Consider the following 12,755-nt stretch of genomic DNA (forward strand, 5'->3'; position numbering starts at 1 on the left):
TACCTGATAACGAAACTGCATTAGATATGCACGCTTTTGATAGCTATTACTCTTAAGTGTGAACTTGACTGGTTAAATCTATCTTGTTCAGTAATAACACTGATGCGCCGATCGCGTCTATGAGAAATAGTTATAAATAGTTATAACTTGAGTACAAAATATGCTACAATCTTGAGTGTAATTGCTTAATTGCCTGCACTTTGAGGCAAGAACCACCGCTTTTGTGCTAACACACCCGATAATTTTAAATAAATGACGATCGACGAAGCATTGCTTTTCCTCGACTCGGTTCTCAAACAACAGCATCTCAACGATGTTCAGATATTAGTATTGCGGCAGGCTTGGGAAGGACACTCTTATCCAGAGATTGCCAAAAGCGCTGGTTATGATGCCGAATATATTAAGTTTGTTGGCTTTCAGTTATGGAAAGTTCTCAGTCGAGTATGCGGAGAAAAAGTCACTAAGAGTAATTTTCAGTCTGTTTTGCGACGGCAAGCACAACAGGCACAATTAGCCGTGCCACTACCAAATAGCCAAATTAGTCACAATATCGACGAACAAATCGATCGCAGTAGTCCGATCGCCTATCGAGCTACAACTGACGTAACAAAACTCAACAAATCTATAAATTGGGGAGAGGCAATTGATGTTTCTATTTTCTACGGACGTGCAGAGGAATTAGCTTTATTAGAAAAGTGGCTGATCGTCGATCGCTGCCGCCTAGTAACGCTGTTGGGGATGGGTGGAATTGGCAAAACCTCTCTCTCTATTAAGGTAGCAGAACGCATTCAAGAACAATATGATTATATTATTTGGCACAGTCTCCGCAATGCTCCATTAATACTTGACTTATTGGTAGAATTGATTCAATTTCTCTCGAACCAACAGGAAACGAATTTACCGGAAACTGTGGATGCTGGAATCTCGATCCTGATGCACTATCTGCGACAGCATCGGTGTCTTTTAATATTAGATAACGTCGAGTCAATTCTACAGGAAGAAGAATGCACCGGTTGTTATCGACAGGGATATGAAGGATACGGTCAACTTCTGCGATGCTTAGCCGAAATAAATCATAAAAGTACCCTGCTACTAACCAGTCGAGAAAAACCGATCGGTTTAGCAGCTAAAGAAGGCGAAACTTTGCCTGTTCGTTCATTACAACTGACAGGTTTAACCACCCCAAGAGCACGGGAGATTTTTCAACGCATCGGTTCTTTTCAAGGCTTAGACTCCGAATGGGATATTTTGATATCCCACTATGCGGGAAATCCCCTAGCATTAAAAATGGTCGCTCCAGCCATTCGCAACTTTTTTGACAGTAGCCTGACCAAATATTTAGAACTTTTAAATCAAGGAACTTTAGTATTTGATGATATTCGGAACCTATTAGACCGACAATTCAATCGTTTATCAGATTTAGAAAAAAAGGTTATGTACTGGGTGGCGATCGAGCGGGAGCGAGTCTCGCTGAGAGAATTACAACAAGATTTAGTTTCAAAATTAACTGTCAAAGAATTACTAGAGGTTTTAGGTTCTCTCGTTAGACGTTCTCTCATCGAAAAAACCTCAGACGGCTACACTCAACAACCCGTCGTCATGGAATACATGACGGAACGATTAATCGAAAAAGTCTGCACTGAGATAACCAGCAGCGAAATAGACCTTCTCAGAAGCCTGGGTCTTCTCAAAGCTACAGCTAAAGAATACATTAGAGATACTCAAGGTCGTCTGATCCTTAAACCTATTGCCGATCGACTGCTTTTTACTTTTGAAAGCCAGCAACTTCTAGAAAACCAACTCAAACCAATTCTGGCATCACTGCGCGGTAAACCAACACTAGAAACTGGCTATGCTGCGGGTAATATTATCAATCTATTGCGTCAGATGCAGCCAGATTTAAGCGGTTGGGATTTTTCTAATTTGACCGTTTGGCAAGCTTATTTACCCGATACGAATTTGCATCAGGTCAACTTTGCGGGTTGTAATTTAGCTAATTCCGTTTTCGCCGAAGTTTTGGGAAGTGGTTTGTCAGTCGCTTTTAGCCCGGATGGAAAACTTTTAGCTTTGGGCGATACCAATGGTGAGATTCACTTGTGGCAAATGCCAGAAGTTAGGCTGCTGAGAACTAGCAAAGAATACGGCAGCATCGTGTTATCTGCTGCTTTCAGTCCAGATGGAAAAACCTTTGCTACTGGTGGTAGTAACGGTACGATTCGTTGCTGGGATGTTAGCAGTTGGTCTATCCGTCAAATATTGCAGGGAAATACTAGCACTGTGCTGGGAGTTGCTTTCAGTCCTGATGGCAAGATGCTTGCTAGTGGCATCGGTGATGGAACTGTGCGTTTCTGGGATTGGAGTCACGGACGGTGTTTGCTAACTTTGCCAGCACACAAAAGTCAGGCTTGGTCGATCGCATTCAGTCCTCAAGGTAATATCTTAGCTAGTGGCGGTGATGACGGAATACTTAAACTGTGGGATGTTGCTACGGGACAATGCCTGAAAATGTTTGAGAGTGACTGTTGTCAAATTCGATCGGTGGCTTTCAGTTTAGATGGTAAAACGGTAGCCTGTGGTGGTCATGATGCTTTGATTCGCATCTGGGATATTAACACGGGTGAAGTCTTGAGGATTTGCTCTGGACATTCACAAATAGTGGTGTCTGTTGCCTTTAGTCCTGACGGTCAGATTTTAGCAAGTTGCAGCGAAGACAGCACCGTGAGATTGTGGGAGGTGGCATCGGGTGAGTGCCTAAAAACACTGCAAGCACACACCAGTCGAGTTTCATCTGTCGCGTTTCGTCCAGATGGCAAAATTTTAGCTAGCACTGGTGAAGACTGTACGGTGAGACTGTGGGATGTCAGAAGGGGTCATTGTCTGAAAACAGTATTGGGGCAAAGCAATCCAGTAAATTCGGTAGTTTTCTCGCCCGACGGTCAAACTTTAGCTAGTAGCGATCGCGCCGTGAGATTGTGGAATATCAAAACCGGGAAGTGTTTTAAAAGCATACAGGATGGACATACTAATCGATTGAAATCGATTGCCTTTAGTCCGAATGGGGACTTGTTGGCGAGTGGATTCTCTGACACTACTGTTAGGTTATGGGATGCTATGACAGGAGAATGCCTAAAAAGTTTAGAGGGTCATTCAGCTTGGGTTTGGGGAGTCGCCATCAGTCCCGACGGTAAGACATTGGCTAGTTTCAGTGGCGACCAGATTATAAAACTATGGGATATCAGGACAGGGCACTGTCTTGATACTTGCAGCGAACCAGAGGGCTGGGTGTTGGCAGTTGCGTTTAGTTTTTCAGGTCATATCCTCGCTTCTGCCACTGCTGATAATACGGTGAACTTATGGAATATCAGTACAGGGGAAGTTTGGAAAGCTTTTACCGGACATAGGGGTTGGGTTTGGTCTGTTGCCTTTAGTCCTGACGGTAATATCCTGGCAAGCAGCAGTAGTGACAGTAGCATCAAATTTTGGGATATCAATACAGGAGAATGTCTGACCACCCTAGAGGGACATGACGGTATTGTGTCATCTGTAATGTTCAGTCCTGATGGTACACACTTGGCGAGTGGCGGTCACGACCAAACTGTACGAGTGTGGGATGTGAGCACGAATGAGTGCTTGCAAGTTCTGCGGGGACACGACAATTGGGTGTGGTCGGTTGCTTTTAGTCCAGATGGTCGAATTCTAGCCAGTGCCAGCCAAGATGAGACGATTAAGCTTTGGAATGCAGTAACGGGTGAGTGTATCAAAACCTTGCCTGTTCCCAAACCTTATGAAGGAATGAATATTGCAGGTGTTAAAGGTTTAACTGAGGCGACTATTGCGACGCTCAAAACACTGGGGGCAGTTGAAGTAAGTTGAGCGTGACTAATACCAAATCCGGGTTTACTACCCATTTTTTTTGTATTATTTGTCCTTGCGAGGAAGGAAGCAATCGCAGAGACTAAGCGATTGCTTCCTTCCTCGCAATGACGGAGGGGTAGTCATGATATTAAACCCGGATTTGGGATCGGGCGACTAGATTGGAGGGGGTGGAGCGTCTTGAATTTTAGCCAGTGCTGCTTTCATTTCAGGAGTGGCTAGCAACTTTTGAGTATCTGCGATTAAACGATCGCCCCAGAGGTTTTCTTTGAGATATTCTACCGTAGCATAACGTTTGTCGAGTTTCAGAGCTGCTTCTCCCATCGCTAAGCCTTTTTCTTTGTCACCTTTGGTGTAGAATGCTACTGCTAGAGCTAGCATTGCTTCGGCCGCTTTGTCGTCGATCGCGATCGCTTCTTGCCAGCGTTTGATGGCGCTATCAACATCTCCCATTTCGTATTTGACTAATCCGATATTGTTGACAGCAGGCCACAGTTTTTTTTCTAAAGCAAAGGCTTTTTCGTATTGGGCGATCGCCTGATCGAACCGCTTCAGCTTATAAAAAGCATTGCCTAAGTCAAATAATGCACCCGGAGTGTCTGGTTTTAGTTTCAACCCTGCTTGCAAATATTCGACTGCTTTCTCGTAGTTCGCTTTCCGAAAGTGAGCTTCTCCCAAGACAAATTTAATTGATGGATTTTCGGGCGACAGAGATTGAGCTTGTCCCAAAGCTTCAATGCCTTTGTCAAACTGCTCGACTTGAATGTACAAGCTACCTAACAAAGTCCAAGTTTGAGCATTCTTGGGAGCTAACTGTGTGGCGAGTTCGGCTCTGGGTACCGCTAGTTGGTACTGCTGGAGTCTGGCTAGCTGGACGGCTTCTTCTGCAAGGCTCAAGGCCGTTTGTTCGAGTTGGGCTGAGTCGATTTGCAGGGTGTAAGGCAGGAGTGCCTGTGCGACAACTGGTTTGGGCATTGCCCCCAAACCGAGTGCGATTAGCAGAGATATTAAAGGAATGCGATTAGGCACTGTACAGCCCCAGCAAAAAATATAAGGGTTTCTCGATCGCCTATAATAACTCATATTTTTGGGTTTTGATATTGCTTCTTGGCTCGCCACACTTTTGGGTTTTCATTTCAATACTTCTCATATTATGTTTACACTCAGGATAGCCGTTTTTCTTCACTGTTTTAGTCGCGACTGAGAACCTCACTACAAATAGGAAAACTTCTGGCTTATTAGAAACTTGAATGAGTTAATAAATAACGCTTCGCTGTTGACCGTTAAATACTTATCTAATTCTGTTTTACCTCATCAATCAGAGTTAATTTTTACAGTTTATGAAAAACTTAATTCCTCACTAAAAATTAGGTAACTTCTTCATTTTCAGGAACTTGAGTTAGTTAATAAAGCCTGTTGAATTTTTTCTAACAATTGTGCTGCCGATAAGGAAGAAGGCAAAATTTTGGCAGATACTTCTTGCAGTAGAAAGTCGATCGCCTCGGATTCCGAATTTACAGCCGATCGATAATCCCAGACTAAAATTGGCAGTTTTACTGTCATTTGGCGCAAGTTCGACAGCGCCTGCAACATAGCGGGGGATTCTGAGGGATCATCTCGCAAACACAGTAAAACTAAGTCAACGCTTTGATATTGCAACTGCTGCAAAACTTCTGTCCAGCTCCTCGCGATCGACCCTCGAAATCCTGCGGTGTGGACGTACTGAATCAAAGCTTGAAAGTTGGGAGTAGAAAACTGGGAATTGGGGAGGGGAATCTCGGCAGTTGTCGATCGATCGCAATGTTCCAATTCTCCCGTCGGGTTCCCCCCAGAAGAGGAGTGCAAATCAGGTAAAGTCGAAATGTCGGCAAATAAAATGCTGGGCTTCCAACTCATGCCCGCAGCCACTTGAATCACTTGCCACAAAGCACTTGGCATTAACCCGGTAGGTGAAGTTTCAGTGTCGTCGGGACTGCTAGTGGCTAAACAGGGAAATACCGACAATCCTTTGACTTGATTTGCCAGTTGCGTAGTTGGAGGGTCTAAAGTCACCAAGGGGAGAGAACCCAAATTTCGAGATCGACTTAACTGTTCGAGAAAAGCTAAGGGGTTTTGCAGTTGACTCGTACCGTCTAAGACGATCGCGTCGGGCCGCCAAATTCTGGCCACGAGTTCTGCTTGGCCGAGGTCGTCTGCTTCTAAAACCCGGCAGTAGTTGGGGTTGAGCAGTAAAGCGGAACCTTGAGAGGAACCGTTTTGCGGGCTGAGCCACAACACGGTTAAAGAACTCCTTGCTTTGGCGCTACTAGAATTACTGTGGCCGATCGAGTCTGCCAGCAGCCTCCGCAAAGCGGGTTCTTCCACCGGCAAGCTCAAAAAGCCTTCGGCCCTGTTGACACTGGCCCGTTCTTTTTCGCCTCTGGTGGCCGTGACGATCGCCGGAATCGATCGGGTATCCGGGTCACTCTTGAGCAGCGTCAGCACGTCCCAACCCGACAGCAGTGGCAGCAGCGGGTTGAGGAAAATCGCTTCGGGACTGAACCTGCGCGCTTTTTCCAGCGCTTCGGTGCCGGAACGGGCGACTATTACTTGGTAGCCCAAACCTGAGATGACGTTGGTTAAATCTTCGATATATTTGGGAACGGCTTCGACTATTAATACTAAACGAGAGCGAGAATTGGCGATCGGAATCTGATATTGGGGTTTTAATAATTCTTCCTCAGCGGCTCCCGGTGCCGGGACTTCTTCGCTGCTGTTTCCCGGAGGAGTTGGTGGCAGCAGCAGGGTAAATTGAGAGCCTTGGTTTTCTGAGGAAATAAACGAAACGTCTCCGCCGTGGAGCCGAGCTAGGCGTTGAGTCAGTACCAGTCCCAGTCCGGTTCCTTGAAAGCGGCGGGTGAGGGGGCTTTCTAGCTGTTGAAATTTCTGAAAGATTAGGTGCTGTTTGTCGGCGGGGATGCCGATGCCAGTGTCCCAAACTGTGAATGCGATCCAGCCTTCCCAAACATTTACTTTCAATCCGATTTTGCCACCGATTTCTGTGAATTTTAGGGCGTTGGAAAGGAGGTTAACTAGCATTTGCCGCAGTCGCAGTTCGTCGGCAATTAATTGGCTCAGTCCCGGTTCTATTTCGAGTGTAAATTCTATTTGGGCGGATGGTTCTGCGTTGGCTGTACCGTCCGTTTTGCTGGGGGCGGGAGGGTTTTTTTCTTCTTGCTGTTGCAGTTGTTTTGCTTGTTCAAAGGCTCTTTGGCAGGTTGATGCTATTTCCACTGCTTCGGGAATTAGTTCTAGCTGCCCGGTTTCCATCCGGGTCAAGTCTAAAATGTCGTTAACTATTGTCATCAAATGCCGCCCGCTTTTATGGATTAGTTTGGCGTAGCGTGTTTGGCGATCGTTGAGTTCTCCGATCAATTTATCTTTGAGGAGGCTGGACAAACCGAGGACGGCGGTGAGCGGGGTTTTTAGTTCGTGGCTGATGCAGGATAAAAATTCGTCTTTTAGTCGGTTGAGGTGGATTAAATCTGCGTTTTTCGCTGCTAGTTCTTTGGCGACTAAATGTTCTTCGGTGACATCTTGTCCCATTACTAAAATTAGCTTGTCTGAGAGTGGCTGTTTGACAAATTGCCAGATCCGTTCTTGACCTTTTTGTACGGGGCACTCGCAAATGTAGGTGTCTGGTTTGCCGGCCATGGGACACCAAGCTGGAGCGGTTAATGTTGAGGGGGAGGCGGCGGCGTACAGGGGCAGCGGGCAACTGGTGGCTGCGGTTGAATCACGCGCGGCGAAGCTATCCCGCAGGGAATCGCCCGCTCTAGTTGCTCCTACTAGGCTCCTGCAGTCTTTGGTGATGGCCTCAAACTGCACGCTCTTGTATTCGCTTGTTAAATTGCTTGGTTTGCGGGGCGAGTGTTTACCCAAATTTGCTGCTGGTTCGGGAACTGGTTCGGGGCCTGCTCCCAGCAAAATCCGCCACGCTGCGTTTTGACTGACTATTTGTGCGGTTGGGGTTTGCAATCTCAGGGGCAGGGGCAGTTTTTCCAACAGTTCAACTAGGGAGTTGAGGTTTTCCGAAGGTTTCAATCCTGCTTCTAAAAAGCGTACTTGAGCGCCTAGGGCCGTGGCGATGGCTTCGGAAACCGGTTTTAATTCGATTTCTTTGACGGCTGTTTCCTGCTCTGTGAGGCTGCAGAGCGAGCTGCTGTTGAGTGCGGCGAATTGCAGCAGGCTCAGGCTGTCTAGCATTCCTAAAAATTGACCGCTGGCATCTGTGACGGCGATCGGGTTGTTTGATGAAATGCCGGCGGTTTGGCGGTTTGGCTGGGCTGGGGTGTTCTGTTCTTCTGTTTGCAGGTACTCCCAGAATTCCCTGACGCTCATAGTGGCGGGTAATGCTCTGACTGGTTCGATCGCGATCGAGCTTTCTGACAAAGGTTGCGGCCCGTCGTTTGTGCGATCGGCTCCCCAAGCCCAAAGGCTGCGGAGGTACACTAATCCCAGCGGCTGTAACTGTTCGTTGACTACTGCGACTCGATCGCAGTTACAGGAGCTGAAAATTGACTGCAGCGATTCTAGCGCACTCGTTTGGAGGCACAGCGGCACTGGCTCGATAAAATTTTTGAGACTGGGGGTGGTGAGTGGCATAACAAACCTGAAAGTCTGCTCGCGAGAGCAGTAATATTTTTGATGCTCAATGTAGCTGCGAATTTCTGTATCTTATTTGTTTTATATCAGTTCGCTATCAGGCTCGTTATCCGCACCGAGACCGGGGAGTTCGATGCCTACGCCTGATTTGAGGCGACTAGCAATTATTTTAAGGCTTAAGCTTAATTGCAGAAATCACGCTCAGGGTGCTTGACACAAAAACCACGGAGTACACTTTGATTCTTCCTCTGGTAGAAGCGCATCACTTATTTTGCGGTTAAGATTGGTTAAAATAAATGTTGAGATGATTGTTAAAATGTTAAGTTTTTTGTAAAGGAGATATCAACTCTGAGCGATCCAGCACTTTCAGGCAACTTAGGTGGTGCACCTACAGCTTTGCTTCCTCAACTGTCTATCGGTATTTTTGTCCGCTCTGAGGAAATTGCAGCCTCTGCGATCGAGCTTTTGAGAGGCGAACGCTATACTTTAACGCACATTAAGTCGGCAGTGGAGCTTTTGGGGTTCCTTAAACACAATTATCACCTTGATTGTTTGGTTTTGGAGGTGGATGGGGATCTGCGATCGCTTCTGGGGAAGCTGCAAGAACGATCGCTCTTTTTGCCTGCTGTGATTTTTTCGCCTCACGCGCAGGTAGATGGCAAGCCCGAAGCACCATATTCAGATGGTTTTGAGGCCGCAGCCAGTACCGCCAACCAGAGTCAAGACGAAAGCTGTGCTTTTTTTTATCACCCTGCTGAGGTGCAACTGGCAATCGCTCGATCGAGATCCATAGCTGCCGCTATCGATCGGGCGATCGCACAATTTCTGAAACTTTCAACTCCGGTTCCTGTCAATTACCAATCCGTAACCGTCGATGCGACAGCCCAATTGACTGCTCAAAGTTTGCTCAGCCGACAGCAGCGGCGACTGGCGGAAAAATTACGGGAGCGATTAGGATACTTAGGTGTGTATTATAAAAGAAATTCTCAGATTTTTTTGAAAAATCTGTCGGCCCCCGAAAAGCAAAAGTTTTTGGAGCAACTCAAGTCAAGTTATCGCGACATCGTTTTGAATTACTTTTCTCAAGATGCTGCCGTCAACAATCAAATAGATGAATTTGTGAATTTGGCTTTTTTTGCTGACGTTCCCGTGACTCAAATTGTAGAAATTCACATGGAATTGATGGACGAGTTTGCTAAACAGCTAAAATTAGAAGGGCGCAGCGAGGAAATATTGCTAGATTACCGTTTGACCCTGATTGACGCGATCGCTCATATGTGCGAGATGTATCGGCGATCGATTCCGAAAGAGACATCTCAAGGTAGAATGTAGCAGGGATTTGGCATAATTGAAGAAACAAAAGGTAGAAGGTAGAATCTAACAAAAAATAAAGGAGCCGACCAACTGCCGATCGAGCGTGAGGCTGAAATTATTATAAAATAACAAAGAACAGCGGATTTAAGACAAATAACAACTACAACTAACATCTGACAACTAATACTCAACATTTAAAAAAGTTCATGAGTCCTCTGAAGAAAACCTACGTTCTGAAGCTATACGTTGCGGGGAATACTCCCAACTCAGTGCGAGCTTTGAAAACCCTAAAGGACATCCTAGAACAAGAATTTCAAGGTGTCTACGCGCTGAAAGTCATAGATGTTCTCAAAAACCCTCAGCTAGCAGAAGAGGACAAAATATTGGCAACCCCGACGCTGGCCAAAATCCTGCCGCCGCCGGTGCGAAAAATTATTGGCGATTTGTCCGATCGTGAGAAAGTTCTGATAGGATTAGATTTGCTCTATGAAGAACTTCGCGAAGAAGACCTGAATTCATAAGATAATCAGGTAAGAGTCAGTCGATTTTAGATTTGAGACTTCGGTTTGGCGTCAAACGTTCGGCGAGCGCGAGCGTCGAAGCGTCGAGTCGCGCGAGCGTCGAACGATTTTAGATTTTAGATTTACTCCACAGATGAATCTGGGAGGTTGAACAAAAGTCTAAAATTTTTATCTTTCTACGACTGGAGTACGTGGCACGGTATCGGTTTTTGGGCGGGGTCATTAGTCAGCATTCAGCAGTCATTAGTTATTGAGCAAGAGCCAAAACTAAAAGCTGGGTACAAAGACTCACGATCGGCGGTTAATGAGTGACAACTAAAGAATACTGAGAGTTGACAAAAATCGACATGAATGAAATTAGTCAAACGGTTAAACGAGAAGGATTGGTAACGGCAGGAGTTGAAAAAATTCGCACGATGATTGAGGGTTTCGATGACATCAGTCACGGCGGAATGCCCATCGGCCGAACCACCCTAGTCAGCGGCACATCAGGAACGGGAAAAACTTTATTTGCCGTACAATTTCTCTATAATGGAATTACCCATTTTGACGAGGCTGGAGTGTTCGTAACTTTTGAAGAATCTCCGACAGATATTATTAAAAATGCTTGCAGTTTCGGTTGGGATCTGGCACAGTTAATCGAGGAAGGCAAGCTATTTATTTTGGACGCTTCCCCCGATCCTGAAGGTCAAGATATCGTAGGAAATTTTGATTTATCAGCCTTAATAGAGCGAATTCAGTACGCCATTCGCAAGTACAAAGCCAAGCGGGTTTCAATAGATTCTGTTACCGCCGTATTTCAGCAGTACGATGCTGCATCGGTGGTGCGCCGAGAAATTTTTCGCTTAGTTGCGCGCCTCAAACAAGTCGGAGCAACTACAGTTATGACGACGGAACGGGTGGAAGAATACGGCCCGGTGGCTCGGTTTGGAGTGGAAGAGTTTGTGTCGGATAATGTGGTGATTGTTCGCAACGTATTGGAAGGAGAACGCCGCCGCCGCACCATCGAAATTTTGAAGTTGCGCGGTACAACTCATATGAAGGGCGAATATCCTTTTACTATGACTAATGACGGAATTAATATTTTTCCATTGGGGGCGATGCGATTAACTCAAAAGTCTTCCAACGTGCGGGTTTCTTCGGGCGATAAAACTCTCGACGAGATGTGCGGTGGCGGCTTCTTCAAAGACTCGATTATTTTGGCTACGGGTGCAACGGGAACCGGCAAAACGCTTTTGGTAAGCAAGTTCTTGCAGAATGCTTGTATGAACGGCAATCGGGCGCTGCTGTTTGCCTATGAAGAGTCGCGGGCTCAGTTGTTCCGCAATGCTTATTCTTGGGGCATTGATTTTGAAGAAATGGAACAGAAAGGAATGCTGAAGCTGCTGTGTACTTACCCGGAATCTGCTGGTTTGGAAGACCACTTGCAGACTATTAAATCAGAAATTGCTGAGTTCAAACCTTCTCGAATTGCTATAGACTCGCTGTCGGCTTTAGCTAGGGGTGTCAGCAATAATGCTTTCAGGCAATTTGTGATCGGAGTGACAGGTTTTGCGAAGCAGGAAGAAATAACCGGCTTTTTTACGAATACAAGCGACCAGTTTATGGGTTCTAATTCGATTACGGACTCCCATATTTCTACGATTACTGACACGATTATTATGCTGCAGTATGTAGAGATTCGAGGAGAAATGTCGCGGGCCATTAATGTGTTTAAGATGCGCGGTTCCTGGCACGATAAAGGAATTCGGGAATACACAATTACTGAAAGAGGCCCACAAATTAAAGATTCGTTCCGTGGTTACGAACGGATTATCAGCGGTTCTCCGACTCGGATTACGATTAATGAGAAGAGTGAGCTATCGCGGATTCTCCAGGGTGTGCAAGGTCAAGATGACGAGGATATTTGAGAGTTAGCAGCGCTCCATCATTAAAAGTAGGTTGGGTTGAGCTAGGAAACCCAACTTTTTTAATTTGAGGAGTTGGTGAATATTGATAGCAACCGCAACCATGTTTTGGAGGTTCTTAATTGCTGAAATAAAAGCTTTTATTGCCTGTAGATCCCAATACCTATAGTTTTTACACAGCCACAATACCTTGGGTCAAATCCAATACCTTGGCGATCGCAAATCTATTGAATTGTGCTTGGAAAGCCAATAGCTGTACGATCGACCTCAGCTCGATTTGCAAACAGGTAGCCTTGCTGGTGTTAAATTTATAGTAAGCTGTGGAGCATTTAAAATGGTATTGTATGGTGCGTCAGTTTTAAGGCATTTTCCATGTATAGTCAGTGTTCACTTCGCTTCGCACCCGGAGCGGCATCGTTAGGAATGAGAATTAAATAACTTCCACTCTTGAAAGTGGGATGGGCGTCCCGCCCGTCCTTTTTGGACGGGCGGGACG

At 45.9% G+C, this 12,755-nt stretch carries 7 protein-coding genes; 5 read left to right on the forward strand and 2 right to left on the reverse strand.

Annotation, left to right across the window (positions count from 1 at the left end):
- Positions 1 to 252: 252 nt before the first annotated feature.
- On the forward strand, positions 253 to 3,873 hold the full coding sequence (locus QUA50_RS24765) for a WD40 domain-containing protein (protein WP_333263506.1): 3,621 nt from the start codon (positions 253 to 255) through the stop codon (positions 3,871 to 3,873).
- 156 nt (positions 3,874 to 4,029) lie between these two features.
- Here QUA50_RS24765 and QUA50_RS24770 read toward each other — a convergent pair whose 3' ends face one another.
- Both QUA50_RS24770 and QUA50_RS24775 read right to left on the reverse strand, forming a co-directional pair.
- Entirely contained in the window at positions 4,030 to 4,902 is an 873-nt protein-coding gene (locus QUA50_RS24770; protein ID WP_445243193.1) for a tetratricopeptide repeat protein, read from the reverse strand.
- 357 nt (positions 4,903 to 5,259) lie between these two features.
- Entirely contained in the window at positions 5,260 to 8,517 is a 3,258-nt protein-coding gene (locus tag QUA50_RS24775) for an ATP-binding protein (protein WP_333263499.1), read from the reverse strand.
- A gap of 396 nt (positions 8,518 to 8,913) precedes the next feature.
- Between QUA50_RS24775 and QUA50_RS24780 the strand changes: the two genes are divergently transcribed.
- From QUA50_RS24780 to kaiC, 4 genes are all read left to right on the forward strand, one after another.
- A complete protein-coding gene (locus QUA50_RS24780; RefSeq protein WP_333056796.1) occupies positions 8,914 to 9,849 on the forward strand; it encodes a circadian clock protein KaiA in 936 nt (311 codons plus the stop codon).
- A 188-nt stretch (positions 9,850 to 10,037) separates the two neighbouring features.
- Positions 10,038 to 10,352, forward strand: coding sequence for a circadian clock protein KaiB (kaiB, locus tag QUA50_RS24785; RefSeq protein WP_006632119.1), 315 nt, complete (start codon positions 10,038 to 10,040; stop codon positions 10,350 to 10,352).
- Between the two features lie 147 nt (positions 10,353 to 10,499).
- On the forward strand, positions 10,500 to 10,664 hold the full coding sequence (locus QUA50_RS24790; RefSeq protein ID WP_333263496.1) for a hypothetical protein: 165 nt from the start codon (positions 10,500 to 10,502) through the stop codon (positions 10,662 to 10,664).
- A 35-nt stretch (positions 10,665 to 10,699) separates the two neighbouring features.
- Positions 10,700 to 12,262, forward strand: coding sequence for a circadian clock protein KaiC (kaiC, locus tag QUA50_RS24795; protein ID WP_333056794.1), 1,563 nt, complete (start codon positions 10,700 to 10,702; stop codon positions 12,260 to 12,262).
- The last annotated feature ends 493 nt before the right edge of the window (positions 12,263 to 12,755 follow it).

Source organism: Microcoleus sp. M2_D5 (assembly GCF_036701935.1).
In the GTDB taxonomy this organism is placed as follows: Bacteria; Cyanobacteriota; Cyanobacteriia; order Cyanobacteriales; family Microcoleaceae; genus Microcoleus.